Source organism: Streptococcus sp. GMD6S (assembly GCF_000297015.1).
Genome location: NZ_AJRH01000033.1, coordinates 1 through 17,749, shown reverse-complemented (window position 1 = coordinate 17,749; position 17,749 = coordinate 1). Strand labels below are relative to the sequence as shown.

Here is a 17,749-nt window from a genome sequence, read left to right as displayed (position 1 = left end):
TAACTAAAAAACTATCTGACCTTAACTTAAGGCCAGATAGCTCAGCTATTGTTATTTTTCAGCTGTAAGTGCAGCCATTGTGATGTAATTGTATGGTTTGTTGAAATGTGGCAAGAAGAATAGGTCTGTCAAAGCCAATTTATCAATGGTTACATGCTCTTGGATAGCAAGTGAGAACATGTGGATTCCCATGCTGATAGCAGAATCGTGTGAAACCATTTGCGCACCAAGGATTTCGCGGCTGTCTTTGTCAAAGACAATCTTGATGGCAACTTCGTGGTTGTCATGTTTGATAAATTCTGGTTTTTGAAGATCGTTAAAGCCAGTTTCAGTTGCATTATAGCCTGCAGCCTTGGCTTTTTCAAGAGTCAAACCAGTCGAAACCATGTGAAGACCGTAGATAGAAATACCGTTTGATCCTTGAACTCCGATTCCTTCCAATTCATGACCACAAGCGTTATAAGCACCAACGATACCAGTACGTACAGCATTAGATGCAAGAGCGATGTAGCTTGTATCTTTACGAGCATTGTCATAAACAGTTGCACAGTCACCAACAGCGTATACACCTGGGATAGATGTTTCTTGTTTCTTATCTACAAGGAAAGCACCGTTACGGAAGAGTTCAATCTTACCGTCAGCAAGAGCTGTGTTTGGACGGAAGCCAACAGCAAGAACCACCATATCCACATCAAATGTTTCTTTGTCTGTTACCAAGCGTTCAACTTTTCCATCACCTTGGATGGCTTTAACTGTTTGACCAAGAGCCAAGCGAATGTTGTGGTCTTCCAAGTTCTTCGCCATCATTTGAGTAAAGTCTTTGTCATAGTAGCCGTTCAAGACAGTGTCTACAATATCTACAAGCACTACTTCTTTTCCAAGACGCTCGAAAGCTTCAGCAAGTTCTACACCGATGTAACCACCACCAACAACGGCAATGCGCTCAAGGTGTTTGCTCTTGTCTTCAAGTTTTTCAATAACTTCTTCAGCGTTTTGGTACAATTTAACAAATTGTACATTTTCAAGAGTCGCTTTGAATTCGCGGTTACCCTTAACGATTTCAACACCTTCGATTGGAGGCAAGATTGGAGTTGAACCAGTTGCAAAGATCAATTTATCATAAGACTCTTTGTGTTCTTTACCTTCAACTTCTGCAGTCACAACTTTGTTATCGTAGTCAATTGAAAGAACTGGTGAGTTCATGTAAACTTTAGCACCTTTTGCTTCCAATTTTTCTTTATCAGAGTAGAAGAGACCTTCTGGGCCATCAATTTGTTCCCCGATCCAAAGCGCCATTCCACAACCAAGGAATGAAATATTTGAGTTTTGGTCAAATACTACGATTTCGTTCTCATGTCCGAAGTTGTCCAACATCGTATTAATACAAGCTGTACCAGCGTGGTTAGCACCAACTACAACGATTTTACTCATAGAAAAATTCCTACCTTTAATTTTTGATTTACCTTTCTAGTATATCATTTACTGTTAGCGTTTACAAGATATTTGCTCAGAATTCTCTTTTTTTCAGAAAAAAATACACTTAACATTGATAAATCCAATTTTTCTATCGCTTTCATATTAGTTTTGAGCATATTTCTTGACTTTTTGTCAAAATTCATTTGTGAAAACGCTGACTTTATGATATGCTAGATACATGGAAAGAAAATGTAAGGGGTTTAATTTTTCTTTAACGACCTTATATTGAATGATTTCCTATAAAGAGAAAGGAGCTGGTAGCTTGCCTCTTCATTCACGTTCTGAACGGCTAATGGGAACAACGATTACGATTTCATTAGTAGGTGAACAGGCTGATTGCCTACTTCAAGGAGCCTTTGATTTGCTCAAGGAACTCGAATACCGCTTTAACGCCAACAGTCAAGAATCCGAACTGATGGAAATCAACTACCAAGCTGGAATCGCACCTGTTAAGGTTCATCCTGACCTGTTTGAACTGATTGCTCTTGGACTGGAGCATAGCCTAGCTCCGTCTAGCCATCTAAATATCAGTATTGGTCCCTTGATTCAAACCTGGCGAATCGGATTTGCAGATGCACGGCTTCCAGACTCTAAAGAAATCGAAGCTGTCTTGCCACTAGTTGACCCGCATTTTATCAAGTTGGATCCGACTAGCTCTACTGTCTTTTTAGAGAAGAAAGGAATGAAGCTTGATTTAGGTTGTTTAGCTAAGGGCTATAGTGCAGATAAGGTTGCCCAGTATTTAAAAGCACACGGTGTCACCTCTGCCTTGATCAATCTCGGAGGAAATATCCTCACCATCGGGAATAACCAAGCCAAAGAAGGGAAAGCCTGGCAGATTGGGATTCAAGATCCGCGAAATCCTCGTGGCAATCATCTCCTAACCATTCCTGCTTCTAACAAATCCGTTGTCACTTCAGGTATCTATGAACGCCACCTGACAGTAGATGGAAAAGACTATCACCATATCTTTGATAGTAAGACAGGATTCCCTGTCGAAACCGATCTCGCTAGCCTAACGATTATCTCTGATAAATCCGTTGATGGTGAGATATGGACAACACGCCTTTTCGGAGAGCGAAGCGCTTCTATCCTCTGGCAAGTCGAAAGTATAGATGGTATTGAAGCCATCCTCATCGACAAAGAAGGACGCCTTGCTTGTTCTTCAGGCCTTCAAAATTGTATTATGTAAAAAGAGAAAGGAAATCTCATGCTAAAACTTATTGCCATTGTTGGAACGAACTCTAAACGTTCTACAAACCGCCAATTGCTCCAATACATGCAAAAACACTTTGCTGATAAAGCTGAAATTGAACTCGTTGAAATCAAGGATATCCCTGTTTTCAACAAACCAGCAGATAAGCAACTTCCTGCTGACATTCTTGAAATTGCAGCTAAAATTGAAGCATCCGATGGTGTCATCATCGGTACCCCTGAGTACGACCACTCTATCCCTGCAGTTTTGATGAGCGCTCTTGCTTGGCTATCTTATGGTATCTACCCACTTTTGAACAAACCAATCATGATTACTGGTGCTTCATACGGTACACTTGGTTCATCTCGTGCCCAATTGCAACTTCGTCAAATTTTGAACGCTCCTGAAATTAAGGCAAATGTTCTACCAGATGAATTCTTGCTCTCACACTCTCTTCAAGCATTTAACCCAAGTGGTGACTTGGTTGACCTTGACGTCATCAAGAAATTGGATGCCATCTTTGATGACTTCCGTATCTTCGTGAAGATTACTGAAAAATTGCGCAATGCACAAGAATTGCTTCGCAAAGATGCAGAAGAATTTGACTGGGAAAATTTGTAAGATAGGAGACCGAAAGAATGAAATTTGTTGGACTTGTTGGATCAAACTACGATCAATCATATAACCGCAAACTCTTGGAATTTATCCGTCGCAATTTCAAATTCAAATTTGAATTAGAAGTTCTTGAAATCGACGAAGTTCCAATGTTTAACCAAGACGAAAAATGGGACGAAAGCTTCCAATTGCGTTTCTTGTATAACAAGATTACACGTGCTGATGGTGTCATTATCGCCACTCCTGAGCACAACCACACTATCTCAGCTTCACTCAAATCTGTACTTGAATGGCTTTCATACGAAGTTCATCCATTTGAAAACAAGCCTGTTATGATTGTGGGTGCATCATACTATGACCAAGGAACATCACGTGCCCAAGTTCACCTTCGTAAAATCCTTGATGCTCCAGGTGTCAATGCCTACACGCTTCCAGGTAACGAATTCCTTCTTGGTAAAGCTAAGGAAGCTTTTGATAACAATGGAAACATCACCAACGAAGGAACTGTTAAATTCCTTGAAACTTGCTTAGATAACTTTGTAAAATACGTAGGAGTCGTTTCGAAATTGAAAAAACCAAAACCAATCGAACCAGAAGACTTGGATTGTGGAAAACCAATTGCTACAACCATTACAGAAGTTGATCCTGACGATCCAGAATGGGTAGAAAAAGTTGCAGCAATCACTGGCGCTGTTTCTGGTGATACCTATGTCAAACTGGACCACGGTATCTTGACCGTTAACCAAATCGATATGTTCTTGAAAGCTATGCCATTTGAATTGACATACGCTGACGACAACAACCAATTCCTCTACTACAACAACGCTCACCAAGATCCAGACACCATGTTTGCTAAACGTGTACCACCTCAATCAGGTAGCCGTATGTCAACTGTTCATGGTTCTCTTCCACCAGCACGTATGAAGAACGTAGAGTGGGTTATCGGAACACTTCGCAACGGAAACCAAGAATACGTCCGCACGATCGTTCCAGGTTCTCCTGCAGGTGTCATCAACACCCACAACTACCAAGCGATGTACTATCCTGACGGATCATACGCTGGTATCAATGAAATCGTCTTTAACTTCCAACCATGGCTTGACTGGTACCTACAAGAAACTGGTCAACGTTTGGTAGGTGGTAGTGGCCCATTCGCTCCTGCTGCTGGAGGTCATGGAGACGCAGATGCTACTTCTGGTGCTTCTGATACTCCTGACGGCGGAGGTCATGGAGGCGCTGACGCTACTTCTGGCGCAAGCAACTAAGAAATCAAAAGGAGCCTAGTGGCTCCTTCTTTTTTATTAATAACAAAAAAGGGTTTTGTAGATCATCTACAAACCCCTTTCATTTTATGAGTTAGGATCATCTATACTACGGCCGTGCAAACCTTTTTCACGTTGTACTTGGCGTAGTTTTTCTGGTGTGACGTCATTGCCTTCCTCGTCCACAATTTTGATTCCCTCGATGTGGTGACGAACAGAACGACGATAACCTTCGATGTACTCCTCACGAAGTTTAGCTTGTTCCACTTTTTCAGCAGAAGTTAAGCCTTCTGTTTTTTTCTTTTTGGCAAGCTCGTTAATGCGATCAATTTTTTTAGGATCCATGTTTCTCTCCTTTATGATAAGATTTAATCCGTTTACCAGATTTTATTTAGTATTGATTTGGTTGAAACGTGCAAGTTTAGCTGCTTTCTTGGTTAATTGCGACAAGATTGCCAAACGATTTTGTCGAACAGTCTGATCTTCAGCCATTACCATGGTATTTTCAAAGAAAGCGTCAATAACTGGGCTAAGCGCAAAGAGTTGTTCTAATTGCTGGCTTGCAGTTCCTGACAAGACGAGTGATTCTACGGCTTCTGCCAAGGCTTTCTCTTCTTCATTTTCTAAGAGAGCAGGATCAACAGTATCAGTTCCTTCGACTTTTTCAGCCAAGTTGAAAGCACGTGAGAGGGATTCGACAGATGGTTTGAAGTCTTCTTTCTTGCTTGCTTCGACAAGAGCACTTGCTGCTTCTAGCATATCTGCCACAACAAAGTTTGAACCTGCGAGAACTGCTTCCTTGATATCTTTTGAAGTAGAACCCATCATCTTATCAACGCGAGCCTTGATAAAGTCCATAACCTCTGCTTTATTTTCATAAGTCAAGCTGTCGAATTTCAAATTATAAAGGCTATCAATCAGCTCATCCATAGCAATGTGCCAACCAAAAGCATCCAAGATACGAACCACACCTTGCGTCGCACGACGAAGGGCATAAGGGTCATTAGAACCCGATGGAATCAAGCCTACTGAGAAGAAACTCAAAATCGTATCCAATTTGTCTGCAATGGCTAGAATGGCTCCGACCTTGCTCTCTGGAAGTTCGCCTTCGGCTGATGTAGGCATGTAGTGTTCACGAATAGCAGCCGCAACTGCTGGAGTTTCCCCAGCAAGAAGTGCATATTTCTCACCCATAATACCTTGGAGTTCATCAAACTCACCAACCATACCCGTCAACAAGTCAAACTTGTAAATGGCTGCTGCACGAGCTAGGTCAACTGTTTCATCCACTGACAAACCAGCTTTTTCTGCCAAGAGAATGGCAATCTGTCCCGTACGAATCATATGTTCACGAAGAGAACCAATCTTTTCATGGAAAGTGACGTTGTTTAATTTTTCAACAAGGTCAGAAATGACCAATTTTTGGTCTTCACGCCAGAAGAATTCTCCGTCCTCCAAGCGGGCTACCAAGACTTTTTCATTTCCCTTGATGACATTTTCCAAATGCTCTGCGTTTCCGTTACGAACTGAAATGAAGTTTGGTAAGAGTTTACCGTCTTGATCACGAACAACAAAGTAACGTTGGTGTTCTTTCATTGAAGTCACCAAGACTTCTTCAGGCACTTCAAGGTATTTGGCATCAAAACTTCCCATAAAGGCAGTTGGGTATTCAACCAAGTTCAAGACTTCGTTCAGTAAGTCAGCATCAATTTCGATACGTACACCATGTTCAGCTTCGATTGCCTTGATTTGGTCAACAATCATTTGCTCACGTTCACGAGGATCCGCGATTACAAACTGTTCACGAAGGTCTTCTTCGTAGCTTAATGCTGACTGAATCTTGGTTTCTTGTCCTAAGAAACGATGACCACGGCTCACACGACCGCCCTTGATATCAAGGAAATCCAAATCAAACTCTTCATCATCTAAAAGAACTGTCAAAGTGTGTACAGGGCGGATATATTCAAAAGTGTTGTTAGCCCAGTGCATGCTGACAGGGAATGTCAGTGACTTCAAGACGTCTACTACACCTGGAACAATAGCTTCAACTGCTTGACCCACTTCTTCCTTGGTAACATAGACATATTCTTCACCCTTGATTTCACGGAATTCAATATCTTCAACTGTCAAGCCTTTTCCACGGACAAATCCTTGAGCTGCTTTGGTGAAGTTTCCATCACTATCCAAGGCGATTTTCTTTGCTGGACCCTTGAAATCTTCTGTCAAATCAGACTGTTTGTCTGCAAGACCAGTCACACGAACAGCCAAACGGCGTGGTGTTGAGAAGGTTTGAATAGCTTCAAAGGAAAGACGATTTTCTTTGAGGAAGGCTGCCATTTTTTCACCTAGTTGTTTTTCGCTTGGAGTTACTACGTAGGCTGGTAACTCTTCAAGACCGAGTTCTACTAATAAGTTTTTTGTCATATTTTTTCTCCGAAAAGTATCTTTTTATTTTCCAGTTTGCCTTATGTGATTGGCACGCAAGCAACCAACTTCGTTGTTTCATTGCTAAAATTGGAGCCGAAAGTCTCCAATTTTGCCTAGTATCCTTAGCTTCGCTAAGGATACCTTCATCACTACGGCAACTGGCTCAAGGCTCACTCTGTTCGCCCATTTTCGTAAACTGTCACTCTCTTTATTCTGCGTCTTCTGCTAGGAGTTTAGCTCGTGTTGCTTCATCCAAAAGTGGGTAGCCTAGGCGTTTGCGTTCTGCGACAAAGGTTTTGGCTACGACACGGGCAAGGTTACGGATTCGAGCGATATAGCCTGCGCGCTCGGTTACAGATACGGCACCACGCGCATCAAGCAGATTAAAGGTGTGTGAACATTTGAGAACATAGTCATAGGCAGGGTGAACCAATCCCTCTTCCAAGGCACGACCAGCTTCCTTTTCAAACTTATCAAAGTTTTCCAGCAACATTTCTTGGTCCGAAATTTCAAATGAATATTTTGAATGCTCGTACTCAGGCTGGATAAAGATTTCTCCGTATTTTACACCATCGGCCCACTCAATATCATAGACAGAGTCAACCTCTTGGATATAAGAAGCCAAACGCTCCAAACCATAGGTAACTTCCGCAGTCACAGGACCTGTTGCCAATCCACCAACTTGTTGGAAATAAGTGAACTGAGTGATTTCCATCCCATCAAGCCAAACTTCCCAACCGAGACCAGCTGAACCAGTCGATGGATTTTCCCAGTTATCTTCAACGAAGCGGATATCATGTTCCAATGGATTGATACCCAATTTTTCCAAAGACTCAAGGTAAAGTTCCTGAATATTTGATGGAGAAGGCTTCATAACCACTTGGAATTGGTGGTGTTGGTAAAGACGATTAGGGTTTTCCCCGTAACGACCGTCAGCAGGACGACGTGATGGCTCTACATAAGCCGCATTCCATGGCTCAGGTCCGATAGCACGAAGGAAAGTGTAAGGACTCATTGTACCTGCACCTTTTTCATTGTCATAAGCCTGCATAAGCATACAACCTTGGTCATTCCAAAATTGTTGCAAAGTCAAAATAATTTCTTGAAATGTTAATTTCTTAGACATTGTTTACTCCTTTAATTTATATTATCTTTTTAGATTTATTCATCAAGCAACCAAGAAAAAGCTGGATCCTGAAAAATATGACGTTTGGGAACAGTTTGTAAATTCTGATCGCATTCGTCTATTGTACCTAATTTTAAAGCACAGATTTCTGGTATATTTTCTTGAGCAGTGAAAATTTGACTATGACAGTTCTGGCAGTAATAGCGTTGTTTTCCTGGAGATGAACTATAGGTAACCAACTGTTCTTTTCCATGCAATACTAGGTTTTTACTGCTAACTTTGGCATTCACTGTATAGGCAGACGCAGTTGCTTTCCGACAGAATGAGCAGTGGCAAAAAACTAATTCCGACAATTCCTCATCTAAAGTGTAGGTCACTGCTTTGCATAAACAAGATCCTTTAAGCATTATGCTCCTTTCTACTTAGGCATTAGACGAAATTCAAAAAGAACCGAATTTCAACACCCAAGCCTTGCGACTAGGGGCGTCAAAAACGCGGTTCCACCCTAATTTATTACTTCATTGTTTTTAAAAATACGACAGAAAGCGCCAGTTTCTTACCTTGTTCTACTTGGCTCCCACTACCCCAAGATCGCTGAAGAACGCCATAAGACTTTCTTTCCTAGCTAGTATTATAGCAGATTTTCTAGCTAGTGTAAACCAAAAATGAGTCTGAAAACAAAGTTCCAGACTCATTTAATAGTAAAGCTTCAGAAAGTCCTATTTAAGGATGTCTTTTCGCTTTTGGTTTTTTGCCATGTAGATTTCTCTTGGCTTGTTTCAAGGCTGTAATGGCATCTTTGACATCTTCTTGGCTCGCTCCTGGATCTTTAAGGAGTTCCTGTGCCTCTTTAAAAGTTAAAAGATAAGCTGCTTTTTCTTTCTTGTCAGCATAGATAAATCTCGCGTTCTTTTCTTGGAAAAGGCGTTCATCTTTGACCAGTTTCTTTAGACTAGAGAAGTCTGTAGCCTTGCCATTCAGTTTACTTTTAGCTGTTGCTAGGGCAATGAGAGATTGGTCAATTTGATCCTGTTTGACTTTAGGATCTACAGCTAGTAAGGCAATTTCTTGGAAGGCACGATCATAAGCTCGACGTACTTTTTCCTTGGCATTCGCATATCGTCCAGTTTTAGTCGTTGCATAGTAAGCTTTCATAGCTTCTTTCAAGGCTGTAACGTTCGAATCTTTTCCATCCAAAGCTTTACCAGCAGCTTCAAGACTAGCGAGAACGCCATCAATCAATTCTTGTTTCAACTTGCTTGACAAGGCTGACTGCGCAACTTGGAAAGCTTGGTCATAAGTTTTTCTCTTATCTGCACTACTATTAAAGTAGCGAGACGTTTCTACCAGTTCTTTTTGTTGATTTACCGCAGCAATCAAGGCCAACTTAGACACAACAGATAGACGCAAAGCATTATTTCGACCTGGCTGAACGAGCAAGGAAACGAGATCTTCAAGGAGTTCGTATCCAGTTGGTAAGGCGACTTGTACAGTATAACGACCTGTAGCAACTTTCTTACCAAAGGCGTATTGACCATATTTTTCAGCAGGAAGAGTGATACTTGTCCCATCTTCACCTTTCAGAACTACTGTAGTCGTCTTTGGAACTGCTTGGTTAAAGGAAACAGATACCGGTGCATATTCTAAGAGATTTGCTAGGAAGGTAATGGTTTGGAAACTATTTTCTTCCGTCAAGTCAAACTCTTGGGATAAGGCACTGATAAATTTCAATTCTGTTCGGTCATAACTGAAAATTTCTGCTGTATAATGACCAAACTGTAAGAAATGAATCGCTTTTGTCTTGTCAACATCAACATATTGTCCCTTGCTATTTTTGATTCGATAGACGTAGAGGGTATCAATATCCTGGTTTGTTTTTGCATCCTTCAAGGCAATTTTCACTCGACCACTATTTTGATCGCGGACAAGTTCGGCAAGTGAGATATAGTCTACATTTCCTGCATAGTCCTCAACAAGATAGTAAATATTAGCCTTATCAACATCCTTAGGAAGTGTATAACTACCGTCAGCATTGGCCTTAATCAGATGGGTGTTCTCAAGCGCACGAGTTCCAGACTGGTCTTTCTCAGATAGAACCATGGTCCCTTTCTGGTCAAATGGTGTCAGGTAGAAGACTTTTTCTGAAAGGATACCGCCTTGACCCACATCTTTTGGTTTACGAGCTACGAATTCTTGGTTTCCATCTTTAAAGCGAATATAACCACTTGTGATGACAGGTTTTTGAGTATCAATCTGAATTTTAAAGGTTGTGTGTTGTTCTTTAGCTCCTGGAACGTCTGGTGTATAACTGATAACATAGTCATATAAACCATCTGCAACAGTATTGCCATCAAAATCCTGACCTCTCCAAGCGGTATTATCTAGAATATAACTCTTCAGATTTCTACTGTCTCCATCAAAGTAATTCTTGCGAAGATCCTTTGCATCGCCCTCCCAAATAGGATGTTCATGCTTGGTATCCGTAGCCGCATAAACTGTAGCCCGAAGATTTACAAGATTTCTCAAAGCAACCGTTTTGTATTCAACTAGGTCTTTGTTTCCATCATCATTTGGAGAAATGGCAATACGGACATTCCCTTTTTCGTCCAACTGAAGAACATGCTTACCTTCAGCATTTTGTTCGATTCCAAGAACGGTAATTCGGCGTCCTTGGCGTTGACCTTTAGACACTAGAAGGTCATTTTGCAAGGTAGCTAGATAGGTAGCATCATTAGAGTAGTTAACGGCGGGATTTTCTTTGTCTACTTCCGTGTAAAATCCATTTTTCCCTTCTCGGACAAGATTGTAAATTGGTTTTTCGACAGCATGGAGATTTTGGAATTCTCCTCGGAAGCCCATAAATGCAAGACTCACAATATCCCCATCATCTGCTGGATCTACAAATCTAACAAACCCTTCAAGGAAATAGCCATTTGGCATTTGTTTGCTGAGTTCAGCAGCAAATTTTCGAGCATCCACTTTAACAGTGACTGTTTGACTGCTGTGGGCTTTGACTGTCACTTCAGGCCAGACTGTCTCCGTTAGTCTTCGAGGTCGAAGGGTGAATTTTCCATCTTGGACTTCGTCTGTATTGGTATTCACTACCATCTTGAGAGTACGGTCAGTATCTGAAATGTTGTGTACAGTAACCTTGAAAGTAAATTGATCTCCAACATTTCCTAAAGTCACGCTTGGATAACCATTTTCACCTGTTACATAGAGGTCGGTTGAAACTGCAGCAGCTGTATCCACAATACCAGAACCTTGCTGACGAGGAGAGGTATAAGTGCCTGTGTCCTTATTAACATGTGGTTTTGCAGTTGACATGATCAAGGCCTTGACAGTCTCTGATACTTGCTCAGGAGTCAATTCTGGATGGTGTTTTTGAAGGTATTCCTTAACCAGAACTGCAACACCCGTAACGTGAGGAGCCGCCATACTGGTTCCGCTGATACTACCGTAGGTATTGTCATTAAAGGATGAGTAAATATTGCCGCCAGGAGCTGTCACGTCCGGTTTCAATTGTCCATCGGTAGTCACTCCCCAACTTGAAAAGTCAGATAGCTGATTGGCTACATCGGATGGGCGATTATCCATCTTGTCATTAAAAACAATCTTGTAGTTTCCTGATTTTAAGGCTTCACCATACTGTTTAGAAATAAATACAGAAGGAATTTTCTTTGCTTCATCATCAATAGCCATATTGATGTTTGCGCCCTCTACATTATTGTAGATCAAAGCACCAACTGCACCGTGTTTTCGTGCATTTTTGATCTTCTCTGAAAAGTTCATGGCTCCACGCTGAATGAGGGCAAGTTTCCCAGTTAAATCCAACTTCGCAAAGTCTTCTTCACGACCTAAGCCTGCTTCGACGTATTCGTACTCTTTTCCTTTTTCAAAGTCCTTATCTGCTTCAGGTTGATTATAATCAAATTTTCCGTTATGAAGGCCGGCATTTCCCTCTAGACCTTTAACTTCAAAAACGGCTGTTGTCAATGTTTTATTGTTGACAGAAGCAACTGAAATCGAATCCTCAACAGTGGATGGATTTCCAACCAAGCCATAGTCTGGGTTTTCAGCTAGTGGTTTTGAATAACCATTTCCGAATGTATTACTATTTCCTGCTGAGATAAGAACAGAAACTCCCTTGGCACGAGCCCGTTTGATGGCATCCACAATATCAGAACCAGCATCCACCATAGAACCAGTGCTAGATCCCAAACTCATATTAATGGCATCTGCTCCCAAGGCCACTGCATCATCAATCGCCTTTACATAAAGGGCAGAACTGGTCGTTTTTTGGCGATCTGAAAAGACACGCATAAACATGACTTGGGCTTCAGGCGCCACACCATAGACCTTTTCACCATTTGGTGCCTCTTTATCAGGGTTTCCAGCTGCAATCCCTGTTACGTGCATCCCATGAGAAGTTCTTTCTGCTTCTTTGATTTTATCTGTTCCGTCAAAGTAGTCATAGGCATAGACAACCTTATCACTATACCATTTACCGTAGTCGATTCCAGCAGCCTTTTTAGCTGCTTCAATGGCTTCCTTGTTTTTAAATTTTGCTTTTGACGGATCCGAAATTCGAAGTACCTCATGATTCAAATCAAGTCCAGAGTCAATAATGGCAACAACGGTCCCTGTTCCCTTGTAACCAGCCTTCCAAGTTTTCGGTACTGTGATGATATCATTACTTGAAAGACTATTGGGTTTTGCAGACTCAGCTTTTTCTTGTTCTTTTTCAGTAGTTGCTGTTTCTCCAGTAGTTTTAGGAGCTGTCGTTGCTTGAGCCTCTTTGTTCTCTATGTTAGAAGCCTTCTCAGTAGCAGGCGCTGGACTGGTAGCGACTGTTGTTTCTTTTTGAACGACACCTTGGTCTACTTCTTTTGCAACTGCGCTATCTTTTCCTGATTCTTGGGCTTCAGCAGTTTTATCAACCGAAGCTTCTACCTTAGCATCTTGTTTACTAGCATCCTCTTTAGAAGTTTCAGCTTCTTGTTTCTCTCCAACTACTGGAGCTATCACATTATTATTGGTTTGGTCAGTCGCAGAGTTTGAGTGTTTATCGTATTTTAGCTCTGTCTTAATTTCCTGAGTTTGAGCTTGATTTTCACCTGTACTCTGCTCATTGGCACTGACTTGACTTGCTCCAAAAACCAAAGCAGTTCCCAATAAAACTGAAGCAAGACCAAATTTGTATTTCCGTAATGAAAAACGTTGTCGTCTATTCATACATAATCTCCTTTTTCTTTAAAGTATACCTATTATAGCGCAAATAGGTATAAATTTTTACAAAAATCTGAATTGTCACAAAAATGTAATATTTACGTATATATCTTACTTATTTAATTTTATCATTCGTGTTATTTTCTCCATCAAACCAATATTTTCTAAATTTGTTCCTATATTTCAATCCATGAAATTATTTCATTATACAAACAATCTAGATTTTTTATACACAAAAAGACTAGGATTTAAAATTCCTAGTCTTTGTTATTTCAGTATAAATAGATTTTACAAACTAAAAATCCATCTCATCCACACGAGGTGCGCCCGAAGTCACTGAAATTGTCTTTAAGACTTCTCGCTCGTCATTGCTGAGTTCAATCCCAAAACAGTCGAGATTGCTCTGGATACGAGAGACTGTCACTGACTTAGGTAGGGGTAAAAAACTTTCTGCCAAACTCCAAGCCAAGGCAATTTGAGCCACTGATTTCCCATGCTTAGCAGCAATTTCTTGGACTTCTTTCTGTTCAAACAACTCTCCTTGGCCAAAAGGTCCCCAAGCCTCTAAGAGAATTCCTTTCTCTCTACAGTAGTCAACCACTTCCTCTTGATAAACTCCTGGTGCCAAGCGCACCTGATTGACCGCTGGAATGATTCTTGCTGTTTCAAGCAAGGTATCCAAATGATGGGGGAGGAAGTTACTAACGCCGATGGCACGGATTTTGCCTTCTTGGTAAAGATCCTCCATCGCTCTCCAGACTTCAGCATTGCGAGTTTTCCATTCGCCATTTTCTCTTAAAGGTTTAGGATTTGGCCAATGGATAAGGTACAAATCTAGATAATCCAATCCCAGTTTTTCCATTGATTCTTCAAATGCTTGGCGAGCTTCATCATAGCTGTGATTGGTATTCCAGAGTTTGGTCGTTACAAAGATTTCTTGTCTTGGAATACCGCTATCTCGAATAGCACGTCCAACACTTTCCTCATTTTTATAGATAGCTGCAGTATCGATATGACGATAGCCGGCCTTTAAGGCTTCTAAAACGGCTTGGTAGGCCACCTCTCCATTTTCAGCTTTCCATGTTCCAAATCCTAGTACAGGAATTGAAACTCCATTATTAAGGTTGTAAGATTTCATCGTTTCTCCTTTCTATGTGAAGAAAATCTAAAGAAACAAAATCCTGATTATCAGAACACTTGCCCCTTTAGATTTTAACAATTATTGATCACGATCGTAATAGATCTCGTGAGCTTTTAAGCGAGAATTGAGCAATTCAGGAACGGTCACAAATGTATACCCTTCACCCTTTAAATACTCAATGACACTTGGTAGAGAATTAACTGAAGGACCATGGATATCATGCATGAGGATGATAGAACCATTGCGAACCTGACGTTGTATCTCTGTCAAAATGGCTGTCTCATTTTTACTCTTCCAGTCCAAACTATCCACGTCCCACATGATGAAGCTTAAATCAAGGCCGTTTCGAATATCATCAGTGATGGCACCATAAGGTGGGCGCATCAGTTTAGAGCTTGATCCTAAAACTTGAGTTAACAAATCTTCTGTATCAGTGATTTGTTTTTTAGCATCTTCGAGCGAAAGTTGTGAAAGAACGGGATGACTCCAGCTGTGGTTTCCTACAACATGACCTTCTGATTTCATTCGTTTTAGAAGATTTTCATTACCTGCAATGTTTTTACCAAGTACAAAGAAGGTTGCTTTTACACCATATTTAGCTAAAGTATCCAAAGCTTGCGTGGTTGTAGTAGGATTTGGACCATCGTCAAAGGTCAAGGCTACAACTTTTTTATTTTTCTTAGCAAAGTATGCTTGGTAAAGTTCAGTATCCTTTTCTAATAGATAAGAGGACTCCAATACATCAAAGAAACTGGATATTGGTAAGGCAATTTCCTCCAAAGTCTCCCCTGGATTAGCAGGATAAAGGATGATTTGACTATCCTTATAATCAAAGCTCCAAGATGTCAATTCTTGGTCTGTGAAGCTCTTTATAACTTGATCAATTTTTGCCTGGTCAAGTTTCTTATCTTCTAGAGTTGATTTGATTTGACTCAGTAAGAGTTCCTTAGCCTTACTTGCATCTTTGAAGAGTTTGCTGAGGTCAAAATCTTTCCCATCTTCAGTCAAGAAAATTTTCCCTAAAGAAGTCTTTTCTTTTTCTTCAACCTTTGATGCAGACAAATCGTAGACTTGCTTACTGATACTACGAGCAACAACTCCCTTTAAGACTGGGTCCAACTGCTCACTATAATAAAAAACCAAATCCTCTTTATCTTCCAGCTTTTCTTTGATATCCTGGTTGATTTTTTCTCTAACAGACGCAATGACTTCCTCTCCTTGCAGAGGGTAGTAGGCAATCACCTCAGCTTGACCTTTTCGGAAATGGTCCTTCTGACTACCTGAGTTGAATTGCTGGTCCTTTTCGCTTTTTAGCGCTTCAATTTTTTGTTCGTAAGATTGCTTTTGTAGTAGCTTATAACCAATAGCACTCCCTAATAAAATCGTAGCAACTCCTAAGATTCCAACAAGGGAAAGCAATAGCCTTCTCGTTATATCGTGAGAAACACGTTTCGCTCTATTTTTTTTCATATTTCCATCATATCAAATCGAGGCTATTATTTCAATGATAAACAGGGATTCTGTCTTTTTTTAGGAAAAGAAAAAAGCTTAGAAATCTTCTAAGCTTCTATTTTTAAAAACGAATCGCTTCACGTGTTTTCTCATATGAAGTTACAAAACGGTTTGTAACCCCTGGTTCAGCAACTTCCAAGGCTTGTGAAATTTTTTCAAATGATGCCTGGTAGTCAAACTCTTTTTCAAAAATTTCAAGCGCTTCGTTGAAGGCCTCTTGGATACGCTCATCGAATGAACGGTAACGGTTTGAGTATTGCAAGAGTTGCTCCGTCAAGGTTGCATATTGAACGATATCATAGGTTTCTGTTTCAAGTGCTTCCATATCATTTGTTGCAATTTCAAGAACGCGTTTAACCGATTCAATATTCACTTGCGGTTGTTCTAACTCTGCCATCAAATCTTCTGTGTTATGACTTGCAGTAAAGAAAAGTTTCAAGAAACTTTGGGGAATACCTGGCAAGTTTCTCTTCTCCATGTAACGTTTGATAGTATGCAAACGGTTCACATAGACATTTGCTTTTTGGCGAGCATTGAGGTCGTCTTTTTCAATTTGCGCAAGTCGTTCGCTAACAGAGATTTGCTCATCCTCTATATCCTTGAGGTTGCTTTGAAGCATTTCCAACTGTTCTTCAAGAGCAGAGTAGGCTTGTGTTGACTCACCTTTATCCTCTGTCACTTCCATGATTGCCGTATCAAGTGCAGCCAATTCTGCTTGAAGACGACGAACATGATTGCCATCACTTTCAGGAAGAAGGTAGGTTTTAGTCAAACGTTCAAGATCTTGAACAAGCACCTGATTATTTTCTTTCAAGTGGTTGAGATAAGTTGGTAATGTCGAAAGAAGACTTTCAACCACTTTTTGAGCTGCAATTTCACGAGTGAAGATATCATAAAGTGCGTTGATTTCTTCTTGGATGCGATTATTTTCATACTCTGCATTGTCCAATTCCAACTGACGAATATTTTCTTGATTATTTTTCAAAGACTCATGCAAAAGTTGGAAACGGGATTCAATATCTGTTTCTGTAAAGTGGTAGTTGGCATCCAACAGCTTGCGATAACCTTCTTCCAAATCTGCCAATTGTTCTGGCAGTTCCTTTGTCAAGGTTTCAACAAGAGCTGGAATTCGCTCAACGATGTGTGTCAAAGCGAGAATATGATTTTCAGTTGAATCAAGAATTGCTGCCGCTTCAACCGGGTCACCTGATGAATTTAGGGTAACAAATTGAGAGAATTCAGATTGGATGTTTTCCAATTGTTTCTCAATCTCAGGAAGGGCCTTCCCATATTTCTCCGAGTCTTCTGCAACAGTATGTTGAAGGGATTCAAACAAGTCCAAAGCATGAAGGACACGGCCACTATTCTTAGATTCTTGTTTTTCAAGTTCAGAAAGGGCATTGCGAATAGCTGCAATATCTTCTTCAATCAAGCCAATTTGGCTCTCAATTTGATCAATCTTGTGAGAAGCTTTGAAAAAACGGAAAGAATTATTGTAGCTTTCAGCTTCAAAGAGGTGATTTTCAATATCAGCAAATGAGTTCAGAGATAAATCAACCCATTTTTGGTTCCATTCACGGAAGGTCACCTGGCTTTGACCAATCAAGTGCATGTTTTTAACGGCTTCAACCTCATCATTTACAGGAAGGTTGTAGAGTTCTTCTTTTCTTTCTTCAAGGGCCGTTAATCTGCTTACATTACGCTTACGTAAAAAGATAGCTGTTACATAAGCTAAGATCAGAATGACTGCAATTGCAACCATTAGA

Annotated in this window: 12 protein-coding genes; 3 read left to right on the top strand and 9 right to left on the bottom strand. The window is 40.6% G+C overall.

Annotation, left to right across the window (positions count from 1 at the left end):
* Positions 1 to 51: 51 nt before the first annotated feature.
* Positions 52 to 1,431, bottom strand: coding sequence for a H2O-forming NADH oxidase (gene nox / locus GMD6S_RS06255; RefSeq protein ID WP_000036762.1), 1,380 nt, complete (start codon positions 1,429 to 1,431; stop codon positions 52 to 54).
* A gap of 307 nt (positions 1,432 to 1,738) precedes the next feature.
* Here nox and GMD6S_RS06250 point away from each other — a divergent pair, with 307 nt between their 5' ends.
* The 3 genes from GMD6S_RS06250 to GMD6S_RS06240 are packed head-to-tail and all read left to right on the top strand — an operon-like array spanning position 1,739 to position 4,551.
* Positions 1,739 to 2,668 carry an FAD:protein FMN transferase gene (locus tag GMD6S_RS06250; RefSeq protein ID WP_025171822.1) on the top strand — a complete coding sequence of 310 codons (930 nt, stop codon included), beginning with the start codon at positions 1,739 to 1,741 and terminating at the stop codon, positions 2,666 to 2,668.
* Positions 2,669 to 2,686: 18 nt separating this feature from the next.
* On the top strand, positions 2,687 to 3,292 hold the full coding sequence (locus GMD6S_RS06245) for an NADPH-dependent FMN reductase (RefSeq protein ID WP_000915931.1): 606 nt from the start codon (positions 2,687 to 2,689) through the stop codon (positions 3,290 to 3,292).
* 17 nt (positions 3,293 to 3,309) lie between these two features.
* Positions 3,310 to 4,551: an NAD(P)H-dependent oxidoreductase gene (locus GMD6S_RS06240; protein ID WP_000673675.1), complete on the top strand. Its 1,242-nt coding sequence runs from the start codon at positions 3,310 to 3,312 to the stop codon at positions 4,549 to 4,551.
* 84 nt (positions 4,552 to 4,635) lie between these two features.
* Here the strand turns inward: GMD6S_RS06240 and GMD6S_RS06235 are convergent, their stop codons facing one another.
* The 8 genes from GMD6S_RS06235 to ezrA form a co-directional block, all read right to left on the bottom strand.
* The gene (locus GMD6S_RS06235; protein ID WP_000371300.1) at positions 4,636 to 4,893 is read right to left on the bottom strand and encodes a DUF896 family protein; all 258 of its coding nucleotides are present in this window, start codon (positions 4,891 to 4,893) and stop codon (positions 4,636 to 4,638) included.
* A 42-nt stretch (positions 4,894 to 4,935) separates the two neighbouring features.
* Entirely contained in the window at positions 4,936 to 6,972 is a 2,037-nt protein-coding gene (gene glyS / locus GMD6S_RS06230) for a glycine--tRNA ligase subunit beta (protein WP_000164745.1), read from the bottom strand.
* A gap of 211 nt (positions 6,973 to 7,183) precedes the next feature.
* The gene (glyQ, locus tag GMD6S_RS06225; RefSeq protein ID WP_000038733.1) at positions 7,184 to 8,101 is read right to left on the bottom strand and encodes a glycine--tRNA ligase subunit alpha; all 918 of its coding nucleotides are present in this window, start codon (positions 8,099 to 8,101) and stop codon (positions 7,184 to 7,186) included.
* Between the two features lie 35 nt (positions 8,102 to 8,136).
* Positions 8,137 to 8,508: a GFA family protein gene (locus GMD6S_RS06220; RefSeq protein ID WP_000912016.1), complete on the bottom strand. Its 372-nt coding sequence runs from the start codon at positions 8,506 to 8,508 to the stop codon at positions 8,137 to 8,139.
* Positions 8,509 to 8,824: 316 nt separating this feature from the next.
* On the bottom strand, positions 8,825 to 13,336 hold the full coding sequence (locus tag GMD6S_RS06215; protein ID WP_001081927.1) for a S8 family serine peptidase: 4,512 nt from the start codon (positions 13,334 to 13,336) through the stop codon (positions 8,825 to 8,827).
* Positions 13,337 to 13,625: 289 nt separating this feature from the next.
* Complete coding sequence (locus tag GMD6S_RS06210; protein WP_000844461.1) at positions 13,626 to 14,468, bottom strand: aldo/keto reductase; 843 nt, start codon at positions 14,466 to 14,468, stop codon at positions 13,626 to 13,628.
* Positions 14,469 to 14,549: 81 nt separating this feature from the next.
* The gene (pgdA, locus tag GMD6S_RS06205) at positions 14,550 to 15,941 is read right to left on the bottom strand and encodes a peptidoglycan-N-acetylglucosamine deacetylase PgdA (protein ID WP_008293310.1); all 1,392 of its coding nucleotides are present in this window, start codon (positions 15,939 to 15,941) and stop codon (positions 14,550 to 14,552) included.
* A 103-nt stretch (positions 15,942 to 16,044) separates the two neighbouring features.
* Positions 16,045 to 17,749 (bottom strand): septation ring formation regulator EzrA (gene ezrA, locus GMD6S_RS06200; protein WP_000675037.1); only part of this gene is annotated, 1,705 nt, incomplete at its 5' end.

What these genes read in the sequence shown, in the direction of transcription:
- GMD6S_RS06235 (WP_000371300.1), bottom strand. Translation starts at nt 4,893, where the DNA reads ATGGATCCTAAAAAAATTGATCGCATTAACGAGCTTGCCAAAAAGAAA.
- glyS (WP_000164745.1), bottom strand. Translation starts at nt 6,972, where the DNA reads ATGACAAAAAACTTATTAGTAGAACTCGGTCTTGAAGAGTTACCAGCC.
- glyQ (WP_000038733.1), bottom strand. Translation starts at nt 8,101, where the DNA reads ATGTCTAAGAAATTAACATTTCAAGAAATTATTTTGACTTTGCAACAA.
- GMD6S_RS06240 (WP_000673675.1), top strand. Translation starts at nt 3,310, where the DNA reads ATGAAATTTGTTGGACTTGTTGGATCAAACTACGATCAATCATATAAC.
- pgdA (WP_008293310.1), bottom strand. Translation starts at nt 15,941, where the DNA reads ATGAAAAAAAATAGAGCGAAACGTGTTTCTCACGATATAACGAGAAGG.
- nox (WP_000036762.1), bottom strand. Translation starts at nt 1,431, where the DNA reads ATGAGTAAAATCGTTGTAGTTGGTGCTAACCACGCTGGTACAGCTTGT.
- GMD6S_RS06245 (WP_000915931.1), top strand. Translation starts at nt 2,687, where the DNA reads ATGCTAAAACTTATTGCCATTGTTGGAACGAACTCTAAACGTTCTACA.
- GMD6S_RS06220 (WP_000912016.1), bottom strand. Translation starts at nt 8,508, where the DNA reads ATGCTTAAAGGATCTTGTTTATGCAAAGCAGTGACCTACACTTTAGAT.
- GMD6S_RS06210 (WP_000844461.1), bottom strand. Translation starts at nt 14,468, where the DNA reads ATGAAATCTTACAACCTTAATAATGGAGTTTCAATTCCTGTACTAGGA.
- GMD6S_RS06215 (WP_001081927.1), bottom strand. Translation starts at nt 13,336, where the DNA reads ATGAATAGACGACAACGTTTTTCATTACGGAAATACAAATTTGGTCTT.